At 65.4% G+C, this 18,230-nt stretch carries 22 protein-coding genes; 9 read left to right on the forward strand and 13 right to left on the reverse strand.

The window, feature by feature from the left end:
• The first annotated feature begins 4 nt into the window (after positions 1-4).
• Together pdxA and rsmA are read left to right on the forward strand one after the other, a co-directional pair.
• A complete protein-coding gene (gene pdxA / locus U1702_RS08510; protein WP_443026814.1) occupies positions 5-1,015 on the forward strand; it encodes a 4-hydroxythreonine-4-phosphate dehydrogenase PdxA in 1,011 nt (336 codons plus the stop codon).
• Positions 1,012-1,830 carry a 16S rRNA (adenine(1518)-N(6)/adenine(1519)-N(6))-dimethyltransferase RsmA gene (gene rsmA, locus U1702_RS08515; protein WP_332723582.1) on the forward strand — a complete coding sequence of 273 codons (819 nt, stop codon included), beginning with the start codon at positions 1,012-1,014 and terminating at the stop codon, positions 1,828-1,830. Before pdxA ends, rsmA begins: the two co-directional genes overlap by 4 nt.
• A gap of 75 nt (positions 1,831-1,905) precedes the next feature.
• Here the strand turns inward: rsmA and U1702_RS08520 are convergent, their stop codons facing one another.
• From U1702_RS08520 to U1702_RS08530, 3 genes are all read right to left on the reverse strand, one after another.
• Positions 1,906-2,412: a tetratricopeptide repeat protein gene (locus tag U1702_RS08520; protein ID WP_332723583.1), complete on the reverse strand. Its 507-nt coding sequence runs from the start codon at positions 2,410-2,412 to the stop codon at positions 1,906-1,908.
• A 32-nt stretch (positions 2,413-2,444) separates the two neighbouring features.
• Positions 2,445-3,629: an RsmB/NOP family class I SAM-dependent RNA methyltransferase gene (locus tag U1702_RS08525; protein WP_332723584.1), complete on the reverse strand. Its 1,185-nt coding sequence runs from the start codon at positions 3,627-3,629 to the stop codon at positions 2,445-2,447.
• A 231-nt stretch (positions 3,630-3,860) separates the two neighbouring features.
• A complete protein-coding gene (locus U1702_RS08530; protein WP_332723585.1) occupies positions 3,861-4,667 on the reverse strand; it encodes a hypothetical protein in 807 nt (268 codons plus the stop codon).
• Positions 4,668-4,981: 314 nt separating this feature from the next.
• Between U1702_RS08530 and U1702_RS08535 the strand changes: the two genes are divergently transcribed.
• The 3 genes from U1702_RS08535 (at position 4,982) to U1702_RS08545 (ending at position 5,860) form a co-directional block, all read left to right on the forward strand.
• Positions 4,982-5,188, forward strand: coding sequence for a cold-shock protein (locus U1702_RS08535; RefSeq protein ID WP_332723586.1), 207 nt, complete (start codon positions 4,982-4,984; stop codon positions 5,186-5,188).
• 74 nt (positions 5,189-5,262) lie between these two features.
• Positions 5,263-5,481: a hypothetical protein gene (locus U1702_RS08540; RefSeq protein ID WP_332723587.1), complete on the forward strand. Its 219-nt coding sequence runs from the start codon at positions 5,263-5,265 to the stop codon at positions 5,479-5,481.
• Between the two features lie 19 nt (positions 5,482-5,500).
• Complete coding sequence (locus U1702_RS08545; protein ID WP_332723588.1) at positions 5,501-5,860, forward strand: DUF6481 family protein; 360 nt, start codon at positions 5,501-5,503, stop codon at positions 5,858-5,860.
• 181 nt (positions 5,861-6,041) lie between these two features.
• On the opposite strand, the gene guaB is transcribed toward U1702_RS08545, so the two are convergent.
• The 3 genes from guaB to U1702_RS08560 all read right to left on the reverse strand — a co-directional run bounded on the left by guaB (position 6,042) and on the right by U1702_RS08560 (position 8,736).
• Complete coding sequence (guaB, locus tag U1702_RS08550; protein ID WP_332723589.1) at positions 6,042-7,499, reverse strand: IMP dehydrogenase; 1,458 nt, start codon at positions 7,497-7,499, stop codon at positions 6,042-6,044.
• 62 nt (positions 7,500-7,561) lie between these two features.
• Complete coding sequence (locus U1702_RS08555; RefSeq protein WP_332723590.1) at positions 7,562-7,903, reverse strand: low molecular weight protein tyrosine phosphatase family protein; 342 nt, start codon at positions 7,901-7,903, stop codon at positions 7,562-7,564.
• Positions 7,900-8,736 (reverse strand): HpcH/HpaI aldolase/citrate lyase family protein, encoded by an 837-nt coding sequence (locus U1702_RS08560; protein WP_332723591.1) that lies wholly within the window; start codon positions 8,734-8,736, stop codon positions 7,900-7,902. Before U1702_RS08560 ends, U1702_RS08555 begins: the two co-directional genes overlap by 4 nt.
• A gap of 46 nt (positions 8,737-8,782) precedes the next feature.
• Here U1702_RS08560 and U1702_RS08565 point away from each other — a divergent pair, with 46 nt between their 5' ends.
• From U1702_RS08565 to U1702_RS08580, 4 genes are all read left to right on the forward strand, one after another.
• On the forward strand, positions 8,783-9,772 hold the full coding sequence (locus tag U1702_RS08565) for an SPFH domain-containing protein (RefSeq protein WP_332723592.1): 990 nt from the start codon (positions 8,783-8,785) through the stop codon (positions 9,770-9,772).
• The gene (locus U1702_RS08570; protein WP_332723593.1) at positions 9,769-10,224 is read left to right on the forward strand and encodes an NfeD family protein; all 456 of its coding nucleotides are present in this window, start codon (positions 9,769-9,771) and stop codon (positions 10,222-10,224) included. Before U1702_RS08565 ends, U1702_RS08570 begins: the two co-directional genes overlap by 4 nt.
• Positions 10,221-10,841: a hypothetical protein gene (locus U1702_RS08575; protein WP_332723594.1), complete on the forward strand. Its 621-nt coding sequence runs from the start codon at positions 10,221-10,223 to the stop codon at positions 10,839-10,841. The genes U1702_RS08570 and U1702_RS08575 overlap by 4 nt, the downstream gene beginning before the upstream one ends.
• An 85-nt stretch (positions 10,842-10,926) precedes the next feature.
• Complete coding sequence (locus U1702_RS08580) at positions 10,927-12,747, forward strand: DUF885 domain-containing protein (RefSeq protein WP_332724660.1); 1,821 nt, start codon at positions 10,927-10,929, stop codon at positions 12,745-12,747.
• 49 nt (positions 12,748-12,796) lie between these two features.
• Here U1702_RS08580 and chrA read toward each other — a convergent pair whose 3' ends face one another.
• The 7 genes from chrA to U1702_RS08615 form a co-directional block, all read right to left on the reverse strand.
• Positions 12,797-14,158, reverse strand: a complete 1,362-nt coding sequence (gene chrA, locus U1702_RS08585) for a chromate efflux transporter (RefSeq protein ID WP_332723595.1) — start codon at positions 14,156-14,158, stop codon at positions 12,797-12,799.
• Positions 14,155-14,946, reverse strand: coding sequence for a chromate resistance protein ChrB domain-containing protein (locus U1702_RS08590; RefSeq protein WP_332723596.1), 792 nt, complete (start codon positions 14,944-14,946; stop codon positions 14,155-14,157). Before U1702_RS08590 ends, chrA begins: the two co-directional genes overlap by 4 nt.
• 126 nt (positions 14,947-15,072) lie before the next feature.
• On the reverse strand, positions 15,073-15,429 hold the full coding sequence (locus tag U1702_RS08595) for a hypothetical protein (RefSeq protein WP_332723597.1): 357 nt from the start codon (positions 15,427-15,429) through the stop codon (positions 15,073-15,075).
• Between the two features lie 36 nt (positions 15,430-15,465).
• On the reverse strand, positions 15,466-15,783 hold the full coding sequence (locus U1702_RS08600; protein WP_332723598.1) for a hypothetical protein: 318 nt from the start codon (positions 15,781-15,783) through the stop codon (positions 15,466-15,468).
• On the reverse strand, positions 15,780-15,956 hold the full coding sequence (locus tag U1702_RS08605; protein WP_332723599.1) for a hypothetical protein: 177 nt from the start codon (positions 15,954-15,956) through the stop codon (positions 15,780-15,782). The genes U1702_RS08600 and U1702_RS08605 overlap by 4 nt, the downstream gene beginning before the upstream one ends.
• A gap of 120 nt (positions 15,957-16,076) precedes the next feature.
• Positions 16,077-16,520, reverse strand: a complete 444-nt coding sequence (locus tag U1702_RS08610; RefSeq protein WP_332723600.1) for a hypothetical protein — start codon at positions 16,518-16,520, stop codon at positions 16,077-16,079.
• 44 nt (positions 16,521-16,564) lie between these two features.
• Positions 16,565-18,178: a phosphoenolpyruvate carboxykinase gene (locus U1702_RS08615; protein WP_332723601.1), complete on the reverse strand. Its 1,614-nt coding sequence runs from the start codon at positions 18,176-18,178 to the stop codon at positions 16,565-16,567.
• Positions 18,179-18,230 lie beyond the last annotated feature (52 nt).

An 18,230-nucleotide genomic window follows, 5' to 3' on the forward strand; every position in this document is an offset into this window, starting at 1 on the left:
GGCAGTGACCGTGACGACCCGCCCGCTCGCGGTAGCGATGGGCGATCCGGCGGGGATCGGGCCGGAAATCGTCGCCAAGGCGTGGGCGAACCGCGACCTGCATTCGCTCGAACCCTTTTTCGCGGTCGGCGATCCGCGCGCAGTCGCGGCGGTGTGGGACGGCCCGGTCGCGTTGATCGGCAGCCCCGATGAGGCGCGCGCCGCATTCGCAGACGCGCTGCCGATATTGGCCGTCGCCGGATCGGCCGAGATCGTCCCCGGCACCCCAGACGTGGAGGGCGCGCGATCGGCGCTCAGCAGTCTGGAACTGGCAACCGGCCTAACCCGATCGGGTGCGTCCGGCGGACTGGTCACCGGGCCGGTGTCGAAGGCGGAGCTGTACCGCATCGGCTTCACCCATCCGGGGCAGACCGAATTCGTTGCGGAACGCTGTGGCATCGCTCGCGAAAATGCGGTGATGATGCTGGCCGGACCGACGCTCCGGGTCGTGCCGGTGACGACGCACATCGCCTTCGCTGACGTGGCAGCGGCGCTGTCGATCGAGCTGATCGTCGCCAAAGCCCGCGTCACCGCGCGCGGCCTGACCCGCAATTTCGGGATCGACGCACCCCGCCTCGCCTTTGCCGGGCTCAATCCGCATGCCGGTGAAGGCGGTGCGATCGGGCGCGAGGAAATCGATATCATCGAACCCGCGATCCGCCAGTTGCAGGCGGAGGGGATCGACGCGGTCGGGCCGTTCGCCGCCGACACGATGTTCCACGCCCGCGCGCGCGCGACCTATGACGTTGCGATCTGTCTTTATCACGATCAGGCGCTGATCCCGCTCAAGGCGCTGCATTTCGACGAGGGTGTCAACATGACGCTGGGGCTGCCGATCGTGCGTACCTCGCCCGATCACGGCACCGCGTTCGGCATCGCCGGACAGGATCGGGCCGAGCCGGGCGCGATGATCGCCGCGATCCGCATGGCGGCCCTGTGTGCCGGGCATCGTGCGTCCGGTGCGGGAGCCGAGTGACCGACCTTCCCCCCTTACGCGATGTCATCAAGCGCCACGGACTCACTGCCAGCAAGGCGCTGGGCCAGAACTTCCTGTTCGACGGGCAATTGCTTGGGCGCATCGCCCGCGTTCCGGGCGATCTGACGGGACAGGAAGTATTCGAGGTCGGCCCCGGCCCCGGTGGCCTGACTCGCGCATTGCTTCAGGCGGGGGCGAAGGTAACGGCGGTGGAACGCGACCGCCGCTGCATCCCCGCACTCGCCGAACTGGGTGAGGCATTTCCGGGCATGCTCAGCGTGATCGAGGGCGATGCGCTGGCGATCGACGCACCGGCGCTGTTTGCGGGGCGACCGCATATCGTTTCCAACCTGCCCTATAATGTCGGCACCGCGCTGACGGTCGGCTGGCTGTCGGCAGACTGGCAACCATGGTGGGCGAGCCTGACGCTGATGTTCCAGAAGGAAGTCGCCGAACGCATCGTCGCCGCGACGGGCAGCGATCATTACGGGCGGCTGGCGGTGCTGGCGCAGTGGCGCAGTAGCGCGAAGATCGCGATGCCGGTGCATCGCAGCGCGTTCACGCCGCCGCCGAAAGTCATGTCGGCGGTGGTGCACATCGTACCGGGTGACGAGCCGGCAGGCGTTCGCGTCGAAACGCTGGCGCAACTGACCGCCGCCGCATTTGGGCAGCGGCGCAAGATGTTGCGGCAGAGTTTGAAGGCCATGCCGGGGGCGGTCGAAGCGGCGGAGCGCGTGGGAATCGATCTGACGCGGCGCGCGGAAACCGTCAGCGTGGACGAGTTTGTGGCGCTGGCACGGATGCTGTCGGTTTAGGGGAACGTCGGAACATCGACCGGCGGAACTCCCCTCCCTGGAAGGGAGAGGAGACGGCGCACGACCGCTCAGCCGTTAGTTCTTCTTCTCAGCCGCCTTGGGCGGTGGCACGACCTGCGCCGTGGCGGTCACGGGTGGCCCCTTGGCGATTGCCGCCGCCAGCTGCGTCGCATCCGCGCATGTGCCGCACAGCGTCTTCACGCGCGCGAGATTCTCCTTCGCCCGCTCGACCGCGCCCTTTTGCACCATCGCCTCGCCCTGTCCGCGCAATGCCGCGACGTCGTTCGGCTCCAGCGTCAGTGCTTCACGGTAAAAGCGGATTGCCTTGCCCGGCAGGCCCTGCGCCCGCGCAATTTCCGCCAGCACCAGATAGGCTGGACGGTTGCGCGGATCGACCGCCAATGCGCTTTCGATCAAATCGTTCGCACCGTCGAGATTACCCGCAGCACGCGCCGCCTTGCCCTTGTCCAGCAACGCAATCGACCGCGCATCGACCTGATCGTCGGCGCGTTGGCCGTAAAGCGAGGTCGAAACGCTAAGCAGCGCCAGCGCGGCGGCAGCGGAGACGAGGGTAATACGCATGAACCTCTCCAGAGTAAGCGCGCCCACCGCTATCACGCACGCACCAGCCGCGCGACAAAAAAGCCGTCGGTCGAAGCTGCAAGCGGGGTCAGGCGCATGCCCGGTCCATGCGGCGTGCCAAACGGGATCGCAAGCGGGGCGGCAGACCAGCCGGGATGGCGCGACAGGAACGCCGCCGCCTGCCCCGCCCCCTCGGCATCCAGCAGCGAGCAGACGACATGCACAACCGCACCGCCCGGCTTCACCAGCAGCGCCGCGACGTCGAGCAAGCGCGCCTGTGTCTCCGCGAGCTTCTCCAGCCGCGCCGGGGTCAGCCGCCACCGCGCCTCAGGATTACGCCGCCACGTGCCGGTGCCGGAGCATGGCGCATCGACGAGCACGACATCCGCCGTGCCGATCCAGTCGGCCAGCGGGTCGCGTTCCTTGCCCGGATCGAGCAACCGCGTCTCGACGATGACCGCCCCGGCGCGGTCGGCGCGTGGGGTGAGGCGGGACAGGCGGCTGCGGTCGGTGTCGGTGGCGAGGATTTCCCCCCGATTTTCCATCGCCGCTGCCAGCGCCAGCGTCTTGCCGCCACCGCCCGCACACAGATCGACCACGCGCATACTCGGAGCAGCCCCGGCGGCGAGCGCAACGATCTGGCTGCCCGCGTCCTGCACCTCGACCCAGCCCTCCTGAAAAATCTCGGTGCTTTCGATGGACGTGTCGGGTGGCAGGCGCAGGCCGTTCGGCAGGCCGTCGATCGGCGTCGCGTCCGGCAGCACCGCGACGATCTGCGCCACATCGGTTTTCAGCGTGTTGACGCGCAAGTCGAGCGGGGCGCGGCCCAGCAATGCCGCCGCCTCCTGCTTGTCGATGCCCGATGCGGTCAGCGCCTTGAGCAGCCACCCCGGCGCGACACCAGCTTTCGCCTTCGGCTCGTCATCGGTGATGATCGCGGGGCCGTAGTTCGATCCGTCGAAACTCGGGGCAATGTCGGGCTGTGCCTTTGCCACCGCCAGAATCGCCGCGCGACCGTTGGCCGGTCGCTCACCGCACAGGCGGATCGCGTCGTAGATCAGCGTTCGGATCGCGCGGCGGTCCTTCGACCCGGCATAGCGGCGCGCGGCAAACCCGCGCGCGATCAGCGTATCCGCCGCCGGCCCGGAATCGCGGGCGGCGACGATGATCTGGTCGAGCAGCTCGATCGCCGCCTGGGTGCGGGCAGCGGGGGTCATCGGATTTGATCTGAAAGGGTCATGTCCGCGCCGCTGTAGAGAAGTGCCGCCCCGCACGATAGCGCCGTCATGCGTTTAGGGTCTGTTTGGAAACGCGCCGTCGCGCGTTTCGCCGCACCGGCCCGCTCCCCCACCCGGCCACCCATCGAGTGTACTGTGTGGGTGGCCGGGTGGGGGAGCGGGCCGGTGCGGCCTCAAAATGCGCTCTTTCGCGCAGTTTCAAACGGACTCTTACCGTCGATCAGGCCCGAACCGGGGCCGGGTCCGTTCGACGATGTCATAGTCGATACGGATCTGAACCCATTCGCCGACGCGGGACTGGCCACCGACGCGCGGTGGACGAACCTGGAACTGCCATGCTGCGGCGAGGACGGAGCGCATGATTTTCGACCCCTCGGGATATTCGGCAATGCCATAGCAGTCGTCGACGCGGAAATTCGCCACGGTGCGGCAGTTAATCAGCCCCCAGCCGGGCCCGGTGGCAGCAGACAGATAGCCGTTCAACTCGCTTGGATACGGTTCCCGGTACCAGGATGCGGCGTAAAGCGGCTCACCCTTTGGCCCGCGCCCCTCGATCCGGCGCGAGTCCCCCGGCATCGGCCCCGGATTGGGCGGCCCCGCAACTGCGCGCGGCGCGGTGGATCGGCGTGGCAGGCTCGCGATATCGGGCACGCTGCTCAGCGGCATCTCGAGCAGCGGCTTGGTTGGGACCGGCGGCGGATCGGCGGGACGCGGTATAACTTCCGATGGCGCAGGTGGCGCGTCGGCGGGTTTCGGCGCCGTTGCGGTGCGCGCGGTCGGCGCCGCCTTGGTTACTTCCTCCGCTTTCGGCTCAGGCTCCGGACTGACGCCAAAGGTGCTCAACGGCACCACCTTCTCTTCCTTGCGCAAAATGGTCGGTGCCAGCGTCAGCAACAAAAGCAGCGCGAGAAGGAACTCGATCACCAGCGCAAGGAAGATCGCAATCGCGCGCGGCCCGAACCGCTCACGAATCCGTTCACGCAGCGACAGGTGCGCAGTGGGGGCGAATTCGGACAACGAACCTCGGCATGAACAGGCGCGGGAGAGCGAGTCGCCGAATATGAGCGCAATGCGTCGAAAACAAGGTCGAGGGGCAGGCGCGTGTCGCAGGCGATCGCGCCAATATGTCTAGACAAATATCCGCGGCAAAAGGCGGCGCGAAACGCGCGCTTCACTTTTGCGGCGATCTGCGCTATACAGTCATCGCTGACGTCGCCTGCGACGGATATTTGGGCCTCCGGGCTCCTCTTTGTCCCTTTCTTGCCTCACCGAAGCCGGGATGCGCCGCTGTTGGCGCATGCCCGTCATACATGGGACAAAGGATACCCATCATGATCACCGGAACCGTAAAATTCTTCAATCCTGACAAGGGCTATGGCTTCATCGCACCGGAAGACGGCAGCGGCGACGCGTTCGTGCACATCTCGGCTGTCGAGCGTGCGGGCATGAACACCCTCGATAAGGACCAGCGCGTTTCGTACGAGCTGGAAACCGATCGTCGTGGCAAGACCTCGGCTGTCAACCTTCAGAGCGCATAAGCGCTAAAACAGATTGGGGGGTGTCCGAAAGGGCGCCCCCTTTTCTTGCCCCCCTCTTGCGACCGGAGATTTCCATGTCCAGAGCGATCAATATCAACGCAACACCAGAACATGTGACCGCCACCTGCGCCAAGCGCAACGTGCCGATCAGCGCGATCGAGAGCCTGTCTTCAGGCGGAACGCGTGTTGTCATGAACAACATGGATGATACGGCGATCATCACCAAGGCCTATGGGTCGAAGGTCATCACCGGTACAGTAACCCGCGCACGGACCCGTTTGGGTCAGCCGTAAGCGGCAGGAGAACGAACATATGGCAGCGTATAAAGAACCGAGTTTCAACGAACGTACGGCACTCGCCGCAAAAGCTCGGGAAAAGGCCCTTGCCAAACTAAAGGCGAAACCGCCGATCGACCCCGCTGAAGTGGCCGCACGCGCCGCCCGGGCCGCCGAACGCGAAGCCGCCGCCGCCGAAAAGCGCGAAGCCGTCAAGCGTGCGCGCGAAGAAGCCGCCGAAGCCAAGCGCATCGCCGCAGAGGAAGCCGCCGAAGCCAAGGCTGCGGCCGAACGCGCTGCATCGTCGATGCCGGTCATCGACGCCGCTGCGCTGGAATCCGCGCGCAAGGCTGCACGCGACGCGCGTTACGCTGCGCGGAAGAATCGGAAGAAGTAATCGTCAGGCCGCTGCGTCGGTTAAGACTATGATGACTTCAGCTTGAACAAACTTCGTCACCCCGGGCTTGACCCGGGGTCCCGCTTCTTCGACCGGTGGTCATTAGCGGGACCCCGGGTCAAGCCCGGGGTGACGGGGAAATCGGTGTAATGTTATCGCGCCATAAAGCGCCGCCCTCACCCTACCGCGTCGGGTAATTCGGTGCTTCCCGCGTGATCGTGACGTCATGCACATGGCTCTCACGCAGTCCGGCCCCCGTGATCCGCACGAAGCGTCCCTTCTTTTGCAAGTCGGGGATCGTCGCCGATCCGGTATAGCCCATCGCCGCCTTGATCCCGCCGACCAGCTGGTGGATCACGTCGCGCGCCGGTCCCTTGAATGCGACCTGCCCTTCGATCCCCTCGGGCACCAGTTTCAGCTGATCCTTGATATCGCCCTGGAAATAACGGTCGGCGGAGCCGCGGCCCATCGCGCCGACCGAACCCATGCCGCGATACGACTTGTACGCCCGCCCCTGATACAGGAACGTCTCGCCCGGCGCTTCCTCGGTCCCGGCCAGCAGCGATCCGACCATGCAGGTCGATGCCCCCGCCGCCAGCGCCTTGGCCAGATCGCCCGAGGTGCGCAGGCCCCCATCGGCGATCACCGGCACGCCCGACTTGGCGGCTTCGTTCGCCGCATCCATCACGGCGGTGAGCTGCGGCACGCCGACACCGGCGACGACGCGCGTCGTGCAGATCGATCCCGGACCGATGCCGACCTTCACCCCGTCCGCACCCGCGCCGATCAACGACTTGGTCGCCTCTCCGGTCGCCACATTGCCCGCGATGACCTGGACACGGTTGGACAGCTTCTTCACCCGCTCCACCGCGCGCGCGACATCCTTGTTATGGCCATGCGCGGTGTCGATCACGATCAGGTCGACCTCGGCATCGACCAACGCCTCGGTCCGCTCGAACCCCTTGTCACCGACGGTCGTCGCCGCCGCGACGCACAGGCGGCCGGTGCCGTCCTTGGTCGCGTTGGGATAATTGACCGCCTTCTCGATATCCTTGACCGTGATCAGGCCGACGCAGCGATAGGCCTCATCCACAACCAGCAGCTTCTCGATCCGCCGTGCATGGAGCAGGCGCCGAGCCTCCTCCTGCCCCACCCCGACCGAGACGGTCGCGAGGTTCTCGTGCGTCATCAGCTCGCTGACCGGCTGGCGCGGGTTCTCGGCGAAGCGGACGTCGCGGTTGGTGAGGATGCCGACCAGCTTGCCGCCATCCTCGGTCACCGGAATGCCGCTGATCTTGTGGCGGGTCATCAACGCCTGTGCCTCGGCCAGCGTGCCGGTGGCGCGGATCGTGATCGGATTGACCACCATTCCACTCTCGAAGCGCTTGACCAGCCGCACCGCTTCGACCTGCTCATGCACCTCCATGTTGCGGTGGAGCACGCCCATCCCGCCCAGCTGCGCCATGACGATCGCCATGTCCGCCTCGGTCACCGTGTCCATCGCCGACGACAGGATCGGGATGCTGAGCGCCAGTGACTTGGTCACATAGGTGCTGGTATCCGCCATGCTCGGTAGCACCTCGGACTCCCCCGGATAAAGCAGGACGTCATCGAAGGTTAGGCCGAGGGGGATATCCATAGGTGCGCCACTGTCCTGAGTCGGAGGTTGGCGTGCCATGTAACCGCGAGGGGTGGAATGCGCTAGGGGGCGGGAGAAGTTGCCGGCATATGGCGGGCAAGGCGCGCCTCCAGCAATCTGATCAAATCCGGGTCCATGAACTCGTAATCGTCCGGGATATCGAGGCAGACGATACGCTTGTCCTTCAGCGATGGCCGAAACCGTTTCTGCAGCTTGTTGCGATGCTGACGCTCCATCACAAAGATGGTGTCCGCCCACTCGATCAGTTCGGGCGTGATCGGATTTTCGGCGTCATGGTTCATCCCTGCCGAGCTTACCTCAATCCCGTCGCGGCTTGAAAATATCTGCTCGGCAGTCGGACTTCGCAGCCGGTTCTGGCTGCAGACGAAGAGATAGCGCTTCAAGCCCCAGTCCCTGCCCGCGCCAGCAACGCTTTCGCCTGATCGACGTGCATCTCCTCGATCATTGCGTCCTTATATCGCTCAGCCCCGCCGCTCGCCGCCGCGATCAGCGCGCGCGCCTCCTCCAGTTCCGCCTCGGTCGGATCGAACGCCGCGCGGGCGATGTCGATCTGGTTCGGGTGGATCAGCGATTTGCCGTCGAAGCCCAGCAAGCGCCCCTCGGCGCATTCCGCCGCGAGTCCCTCGGCATCGTCCAGCCGATTGAACACCCCGTCCAGCGCCCAGATCTCCCGCCCGCGCGCCGCCAGCACGACCAGCTGCAGCGCCAGCGCCATTTGCGCGCGGCCAGCAGCGGGCGGCAGCTTCAGCGATGCGGCAAGGTCGTTGGTCCCCACGATCAGTCCCGCCATCTGCGTGCCCCAACCGCTTGATTCCACGCTGGCGATCGTGCCGACATTCATCACCCCCGCAGCGGTTTCGATCATCGCCAGAACCGGCTTTCCCGAGCGATAGCCGGCCTTGATCACCGTATCGGCCTTTTCGACCTTTGGGACGATGACATGGGTCGCGGCGGATCGCTTTACCGCCTTCAGATCCGCTTTATGGTGATCGCTGTCCTCGGCGTTCACGCGGATGCCGACGGGGCGGTCGCCGAACATCCCCGCCGCCGCCTTTGCCGCCTCCCGCGCGGCCTCCTTGTCCTCGGCCTTCACCGCATCCTCCAGATCGAGGATAATCATGTCCGCCGCCAGCCCGCGCGCCTTTTCGATCGCGCGCGGGTTGGATGCGGGCAGGAACAACGCGGTGCGCGGGGCGGCGTAAATGACTTTGCTCATTCCCGCTCTATGCTAGGATCGGGCGGATAATTCGAGGGGATATGGCATGGAACTCACGATCGGCGCATTCTTCATCGGGATGCTGCTCGTGCTGATGTACCTGTTCGCCAGCATCAAGATCGTGCGGCAGGGCTATCACTACACGATCGAGCATTTCGGCCGCTTCACCACCGTCGCGCAGCCGGGGTTCAACCTCTACCCCGCATTCTTCTATCGCGTCGGCCGCAAGGTGAACATGATGGAGCAGGTGATCGACATTCCGGGTCAGGAAATCATCACCAAGGACAATGCGATGATCTCCACCGACGGGGTGGTGTTCTTCCAGGTGCTGGATGCCGCCAAGGCCGCTTACGAGGTCAGCGACCTCTATGTGGCGCTGCTTCAGCTGACGACGACGAATTTGCGCACGGTGATGGGCAGCATGGACCTCGACGAAACGCTGTCGAAGCGTGATGAGATCAACGCCCGCCTGCTCAATGTGGTAGATCACGCGACGACACCGTGGGGCGTGAAGATCACCCGCGTCGAGATCAAGGACATCCGCCCGCCCGCCGACATCGTCAACGCGATGGGTCGCCAAATGAAGGCCGAGCGTGAAAAGCGCGCCAACATCCTCGAAGCCGAGGGTTCGCGCGCATCCGAAATCCTGCGCGCCGAGGGCCAGAAACAGGCCCGCATCCTGGAGGCCGAGGGTCGCAAGGAATCTGCCTTCCGCGACTCCGAAGCGCGCGAACGCGCCGCCGAGGCCGAAGCCAAGGCGACCGAACTGGTCAGCAACGCGGTCGAGGCCGGATCGGGCCAGGCACTCAATTACTTCATCGCACAGAAATATGTCGAAGCGGTCGGCAAATTCGCAACGTCGCCCAATGCCAAGACGATCCTGTTCCCGGTCGAGGCGACGCAGCTGATCGGCACGCTGGGCGGCATCGGCGAGCTGGCGCGGGAGGCGCTGGGCAACAACCGCACCGATCCCCCCGCCCCAACCAAGCCTGCCCGCGTGCAATCACCCTTCAAGCAGACGCAGGAGGGCGAATGAACTGGAGCGAACAGGCCGGTTTCATCTGGCTGATCGTCGCGGCGCTGTTCGCGATTTGCGAACTGCTGCTGCCCGGCGTCTATCTCACCTTCCTCGCGCTGGGTGCGGCGGCGACCGGCGTGCTGGCGATCTTCTTTCCCGAACTCGGCTCGATCGGCCAGTTCATCAGCTTCGCCGCCTGGTCCACGGTGGCGGTCGCGGTCGGAAAACGCTGGTATGGTGCCAACCCCGTGCCGAGCAGCGACCCCGACCTCAACAATCGCGCCGCCCGCATGATCGGGCAGTCTGTGACGGTGGTCGATGCGATTGCCGACGGCACTGGCCGGGTGCGCGTGGGCGATGGCGAATGGCCAGCGCAGGGACCGGACGTAGCCGCCGGTGAGAAGGCGCGCATCGTCGAAGTGCGCGGGGGGGTGGTGGTCGTCGAGGTGGTGAAGGCGATAACAGAATGACCTTGTGGGGGCTGTTGCCGATGCTTGCGCTGCTCGCGCTTGGGCAGCAGCCGCCGACATCTCCCGCTGCTAGTCCCGATAGCGGCTATTTCCCGCCTGATCTTGTCAGCCCGGCATGCGCGCGGGGCAAGGCAAAGCCCGTCAGTGATTTCAGCAAGTCATGGTATTCGCAGCAGTTGAAGGCAGCGAATGAACCCTCGCTTTTGACGCCCTCGAAATCGGGTGCCGTGACACTCCGCTTCACTTGGCTGCGTTCATTTCATGCGCCGGTGTTCGTCCGCGTCGAAGGCTGGGGTTCGTCGAAGCAGCGTCTTGTGGCGACTGAATTGGCCGGACGGGGAGGCTATTCACCGGGGCCGCTCAGCCGGCGGATCGAACGTAAGCTAACCCGGGCAGAGGTCGCCGCGTTGAGCCAACTCTGGTCGCGTGCGGATCCTTTCACACACGCGTCACCTCCCTGCATCTCCCAAATGGATGGAGCGCAATGGATCATCGAGACCGGCGGTGCCAACGGATATCGCTTTATTGACAGGCAGAGCCCCGATGCGGGTCCGGTGCGGGAGGTCGGGCTGGCCCTTCTCACGCTGACCGGATGGGATGTCGGCGCCGTTTATTGATCCGGCTCGTCAGCGCGGATTTGCCGAGTTGAACGCCCTCTCGTAGAGACGGATTGTCATCACCTCCCTGTTGTTCGGAGTTCCCATGCATCCCACCCGCCGCCAGTTTCTCGCCTCCACCACCACGCTGGCGACGCTGCCGCTCCTTCCCGGCTGTGCCTTTGGCCAGACCGCGTCGCCCGGCGATGCAGCGGCGGAAAAGCTGCTCGCCGCGTCGGCCGAACAATTGCTGATCGATGTGCCCGAAAGCGCAACGCAGCTGGGGATCGACAAGGGCGAGCGCGCACATCTACGCTCGGCGCTGGAAAATCGCAGCATCGCGGGCAAGGAAAAGGTCGCCGCCGGCCTGCGCGCGCGCGTCGCCGAACTCAAGGCACTTGACCCGAAATCGCTCAGCCCGGTGATGCAAACCAATGTCGATGCCGTGCGCACCGCGTTCGAGAACGCGATCGACGGCTTTGCTTTCGGTTATGGCGATGTCGCGGTCGGCGGGTGGCGCAACGCACCTTATGTCGTCGTGCAGAATGTCGGCGGCTATCTCGACACGCCGCGCTTCCTAGATAACGAGCATAAGGTCGAGAAAACCGCCGACGCCGCCAGCTGGCTCACGCGCTTCGACGCCTATGCCGGACAGCTGGATGGCGAGACCGAGCGGTTAAAGATCGCTCATGACAAGGGCGTCATCGCCCCCGATTTCCTGCTCGACAAATGCCTGAAGCAAATCGCGCTGACCCGCGGCAGCGATGCCGGCAAGTGGGAGATCGTCAGCAACTTCACCAACCAATATGTCGTCAGCGGGACCGAAGCGGCGGAGGCGGCGAAGATCGCGGCGGGCAAGATCGCCCCCGCGCTGGAACGCCAGATCGAGGAGTTGAAGCGCCATCGCGCCAAGGCGACCAGCGACGCGGGCGTGTGGAAATTCCCGGATGGCGAGGCCTATTACGCCTGGGCCTTGCACGCAGCGACCACCACGACGCTGACGCCGGATCAGGTCCACAAGACGGGTCTGGAGGAGCTGAAAATGCTCCAGTCGGAGATGGACGTCATCCTAAAGAAGGAAGGGTTCAGCAAGGGCACCGTCGGCGAGCGCATGACTGCGTTGGGCAAGGACGAGCGCTACCTCTATCCGGACAATGATGCGGGCCGCGCCGAAATCCTCGCCTATATGACCAAGACGATTCAGGACATGCGCGCGAAGATGCCACAGGCGTTTCACACGCTGGTGAAGGGCAATGTCGAGGTGAAACGCCTGCCACTGGCCGAGGAGCCGGGGGCACCGGGTGCCTATGGCGGCGCGGGGGCGATCGACGGATCGACGCCGGGCCGGGTGTGGCTGAACCTGCGCACCACGCATCTGCACAGCAAGTTCGGCCTCGCCACCCTCGCCTATCACGAAGGCATCCCCGGCCATGCGTGGCAGGGCGAATATACGTTCAAGCTCCCGCTGGTCCGCTCGCTGCTCTCGTTCAACGCCTATACCGAGGGCTGGGCGCTCTATGCCGAACAGCTTGGCGCGGAGCTGGGTGCCTATGCCGAAAGCCCGGTCGGGCGGCTGGGCTATCTCCAGTCCCTCGCCTTCCGCGCGTGCCGACTGGTAGTGGACACCGGGCTGCATTCCAAGAAATGGACCCGCGCGCAGGCGATCGACTGGTTCGCCACGTCCAACGGATCGTCGGTCGAGGAAGTCAGCGGCGAGGTCGATCGTTACTGCTCATGGCCGGGTCAGGCGTGCGGCTACAAGCTGGGCCACACCCAGATCAACACGCTGCGCACCAAGACGCAAAAGGCGCTGGGCAGCCGTTACGATTTCAGGGCGTTCAACGACGCCGTGGTACTGGGCGGCAGCGTCCCGCTGACCGTGCTGGAGCATGTCATCGACCGCCATATCGCGGCGCGGAAGGCGTAATACACCACCGTCACCCCCGCCTTCGCGGGGGTGACGGGGTAGGGTTCGGCTACGCCAGCCCCGCCAGCCGCAGTGCCACCCCCGCACCCGCCGCCAGCGCCAGCACCGTGAACACCCCAAGCTTCAACCGAAACACCGCGACGATCGCCGCCAGCGTCAGCACCGCCGTCCACGGATCGATGCTCGTCAGCACCGGCAGGTCGAACCGCACCGGCCCCGCCACCACCGGCACGACTTGCCGGAACACGGCGTGAATCGCGAACCACAAGGCAAGGTTCAGGATCACCCCCACCACCGCCGCCGTGATCGCCGACAGCGCGCCCGCCAGCGCTGCATTCCCGCGCATCCGCTCGATGAACGGCGCGCCCAGAAATATCCACAGGAAGCATGGCGCGAACGTCACCCAGGTCGCCAGCAGCCCGCCCAGCGTCCCCGCCATCAGCGGCGACAGTATCCCCGGATCGCGATACGCGCCGAGAAAGCCGACGAATTGCAGCACCATGATGAGCGGCCCCGGCGTTGTTTCCGCCATGCCCAGCCCGTCGAGCATCTCGCCCGGTTTCAGCCAGCCATAATTTTCCACCGCCTGCTGCGCGACATAGGCGAGCACGGCATAGGCCCCGCCGAACGTCACCATCGCCATCTTGGCAAAGAAGATCGCGATCTGGCTGAAGACATGATCGGGGCCGAACGCGATCAGCAATGCGGCGATCGGCAACAGCCACAACGCCAGCCACAAACTGACGTCGAACAACACGCCCCGCCAGCGCGGCCGCGCATGATCGGGCAGGTCCGCGCCCAGCAGCGTATCGGCATCGGCGACGCCCGCCCCGCCGCCACCATGCCCGCCGCCAGCAAAGGCATGGCTTCCGCGACGCCCCGCCAGCCACCCGATCACCGCCGCGCCCAGCACGATCACCGGGAACGGTACGTCCAGAAAAAAGATCAGCAGGAACGCCGCCGCCGCGAGCAACTTCGCCGCGTTGGACTTCAGCGCGCGCCCGCCGATGCGGATCACCGCTTGCAACACGATCGCCAGCACCGCCGCCTTCAGCCCCAGGAACAGGCCCGCGACCACGCCGCTGGTGCCGTACAGAACATAGATCCAGCTCAGCGCCATGATCGCCACCGCACCGGGCAGGATGAAAAGGCCGCCCGCGATCAGCCCGCCGACGCGCTTGTGCAGCAGCCAGCCGATATAGGTCGCCAGCTGCTGCGCCTCCGGCCCCGGCAACAGCATGCAGAAATTGAGCGCGTGGAGGAAGCGCTGCTCCCCGATCCAGCGCTTCTCGTCGACCAGGATGCGATGCATCACCGCGATCTGTCCGGCCGGGCCGCCGAACGACAGCGCCGCGATCCGCAGCCACACCCGCGTCGCCTCGCCCAGCGAGACCGGTGCCACCGCGCTCACGCCTTGGCTCCGCGCGGCTGGTGCGAGGTCCAGTCATGCTTCTCGTCGCGCGCATCGCGCGCCCAGCGGAACAGCGCGTCATACATCGCCATCCCCGCCTCCAGCTGCACATGATCGTCGGCATGCAGCCGCGACAGGCCGAGCGATATGGCGAGCAACCCCGCCGCTTCCGGTGCGATATCGGGCCGTGCGGTGTCAGCACCCCGCACGATCGGCGCGAGTGCCTCCAGCGCCGCGATCGCGGACAGGCCCAACCCGTCGATCATCGCATCGAAGGTGCAGAGATCGCCTTCATGCGTCCAGCGCACGCCTTCTCCCACCACGTCGAACGCCGCCGCGCCCGTCTCGGCCGCCACCGCCGCGACTTCGCCGGGCGCGACGAACAGGATCACGGCATGGGGATCGACGAAGCGGCGGATCAGCCACGGACAGGCGATACGATCGACCTTCGGACGGCTGCGCGTGACCCACAGGGTCCGGTCCGCGCCGTCGCGCACCAGCGCCGCCTCCGGCACCAGCGGCAGTCCCGCCGCCGCCCATCCGGCATGTCCCCCCTCCAGTGCCTCGGCAGCGATGCCATCGTACCGCAACCGCGCGGCAGCGGCGTGCGCCGCCGCGCCGCCAGTCTCGTCGATCACCACCGCGCGCCCTTCGCCGGGCAAACGGCGCGTCGCACCGGGGATGCGCGCGTCGGCACCGGGCGCGCGCACGTCGATCAGCGACGGCGCGGCGGGCGTGCCAATCAGGCGGGCAAGCGTAGTTGGGGATATGGTGTCTGGTGCAGGCATGGTGCGTCCTTGAAGATCGTTCGGACGCGACACTTTGGCTGACGCCTCATGGGGAGATCGCTGGTCCCCATCGGCCGTGAATGGCCGCGCCGCCCGCTTGCTGTCAAGCGGGCGGCACTAAAAGCCTTACTTCTTGCCGAAGAAGCCGGACGCCAGCCCGGTGAGGTCGTTGAGCGGATTGCCGTCACCGTCGCGGTCGAGCATGCCCATGATGCCGCCCGCGCCGTCCTGCTGGATCATGCCCGCAAATTTGCCGAGCGAGCCTTCGCCGCCGATCTGCGCGATCAGTTCTTGCACCTTGTCGATCGGCAGGCCGGTGGCCGCTGCGGTCCCTTCGGCGGTGTCGCCTTGCATCTGATGCTGCTGCGCCAGCGACTGGATCGCCGATTCGACATGCTCGGGCGACAGGCCGACCTTCGCCGCCAAGTTGGTGACGGTCGCGTTTCCAGACACTTGACCGAGAATGCTGTCGAGTATGCTCATATCGCCGTTCCTTCGCTGGAAAGTTCGGCGATCAGGCTATCCGATGGGATGCTGTACGTCGAGACGCGCGATCACTTGCGCCAGCCCGGCATCGTCGCGGATCGCCGCATCGATCGGGCGCGCGTCGAGCGTGTCGTCATGCGTGTTGAGGAACGCTGCCACCGCCGCACTGTCGCGCAGCCGCTCCCACGCGATCGTGGCGATGCGTCCCTGTCGCGCAACGGCGTCGGGCGACAGCCGGGGCGTGTCGAACTTGCGACGGAACTGCCGCGTGCGTGGCTTTTCGGTCTCCGAAACCTCGGCCCCGATGGGCTCGGAGGTACCCGGTACTGCGCTGTCGGGCTCGTCGCTCAAGCCGCTGCCACCATCGGCGTGCCGGCCGAACCGAGCGTCACCTGAAGATCGCGGATCCGGCTGGCATAGCCATGCGCCAGATCGCGGTGCGCGCGGCGCGACGAGACACAGGCGGCCGCATCATAACGCATCAGCGAAACCTGATGGCGGTATAGCAAATAGTTGATGTCCATCGACAATCTTCCCGTATCGTAAGCGGGAGCATGTCGAATCTCTCAGCCACCGGCGCCTACGGAATGGATTGCCGGTCGGTGACTGGCATATAGGGGATCGCGCCGAAATTGCCAGCCGCGTCACGGCAATGGCGCAAGATCGGGCGCAACGAATGCACGTCGCGCGGCGACCGAGAACAGCAACTCACGGCTGTAAAAGCGCAACGGCCAGTCCCGCCGCCCGACCTCACCCGCCAGCAACGCATTGACCCGCGCCACCAGCCCGGGCTCCAGCGTTTGCCGTAAAAACCAGCGCACGCCGGCGACATAGGCATGCGTGATCGTATCGTGATAGCCCTGATTGTCGTCATTCACCCCGCCGACACTCGCATTATAGGCCGAGATGATCCCGCCGATCTGCGCATCCACATCGATATCGGGCCGCTCGCTCAGCAGCCACAGGCACGACGCCAGATGCGCCTCATGCGTCCATTCGACGCGCGGTAGGGTGCGCGCGAGCAACCCCTCGCCGACATGGGCGACGGCGTGGTCGTCGGGGAAGAGGCGGATAGAATGGTCGGTCATCGATCGGGCTTTCTCATGGGAGACCCGATCGATGACCGGGCAATTCAGGCGGCTATCCTGTTTCTCGGTGCCGCTTGCCGCACACCTTCGTCGACATGCTCGGCGAATTGCGCGAAATTGGCGACGAATTCGTCGACCAGTTTCGCGGCGGTCACATCATATTCGGCCTTGTTCGCCCAGGCCGCGCGTGGATCGAGCATGTCGGGATCGACGCCCGCCACTTCGACCGGCACCATGAACCCGAAATTGGGATCGCGGCGGAATTCGGCATTGTTCAGGCTGCCGTCCAGCGCGGCGTTGAGCAGCGCACGGGTCACGCGGATCGGCATGCGCCTGATCCCCGGCATCGTCGCCTTGCCCCCGCTCCAACCGGTGTTGACCAGCCAGCAATCCACCCCACCCTTGGCGATGCGCGACTTGAGCAAATTGCCATAGACCGACGGGTGGCGCGGCATGAACGGTGCGCCGAAACAGGTCGAGAAAGTCGCCGACGGTTCGGTCACGCCAATCTCGGTCCCGGCGACGCGCGCGGTGTAGCCCGACAGGAAGTGATACATCGCCTGTTCCGGCGTCAGCTTGGCGATCGGCGGGAGCACGCCATAGGCGTCGGCGGTCAGAAAGATGATGTTGTGCGGTACCGGGCCAAGATTCTTTTCCGACGTGTTCGGGATGAATTCCAGCGGGTAGGAACCGCGGCTGTTCTCGGCGAGCGTATTGTCGTCGAAATCCAGCTCCCGCGTAATCTCGTCCATCACGACATTTTCCAGCACCGTGCCGAACCGCTTAGTGGTGGCGAAAATCTCCGGCTCGGCCTCCGCCGACAGGTTGATCATCTTGGCATAGCAGCCGCCCTCGAAATTGAAGACCGCGGTGTCCGACCAGCCATGTTCGTCATCGCCGATCAGCGTGCGGCTGGCATCGGCCGACAGCGTGGTCTTGCCGGTGCCGGACAGGCCGAAGAACACCGCCGTGTCGCCGTTCGGACCGATATTGGCCGAACAGTGCATCGGCATTATGCCGTCGACCGGCAACAGGTAGTTGAGCAGGCCGAACACACTCTTCTTCATCTCGCCGGCATAGGCGGTGCCGCCGATCAGGATCAGCTTCTCGGTGAAATTGACCGCGATCACCGTCTCGCTGCGGCAGCCGTGTTTCGCTGGATCGGCGCGGAAGCTGGGCAGGTCGATGATGGTATATTGGTGCTCGAATCCGGCCAGTTCGCTCTCCTCCGGGCGGACGAGCAAGGTGCGAATGAACTGGCTGTGCCACGCGAATTCGGTGACAACGCGCACATTGACGCGGTGCTCGGGCTGCGACCCGCCGTACAGATCCTGCACGAACAGCGTGTCCTTCGTCCCCAGATGCGCGATGAAATCGGCCTTCAGCGCGGCGAAATGATCGGGTGTCATGCCGCGATTGGTATCGCCCCACCATACGCTGTTCTCGGTTTCGGCATCGCGGACGATGAACTTGTCCTTTGCGCTGCGCCCGGTGTGCTTGCCGGTTTCGACGACCAACGGACCGTCCTTGGCCAGCCGTCCCTCCCCGCGCTTCAGCGCAAGCTCGACCAGTTGCGCGGGCAACAGGTTCCAGTGAACGGCGGTGTCGTTGGACACGCGCAGCGCGTCGAGGCCGATCGTCGGCGTGCGGTCAGTCATTTCCATCTCCCCACCTGCCACACTTCCAAAAAAGGTTTGTGACATAGCAATC

Origin of the sequence: Sphingomonas sp. LT1P40 (genome assembly GCF_036663835.1) — a bacterium.
GTDB lineage: Bacteria > Pseudomonadota > Alphaproteobacteria > Sphingomonadales > Sphingomonadaceae > Sphingomonas.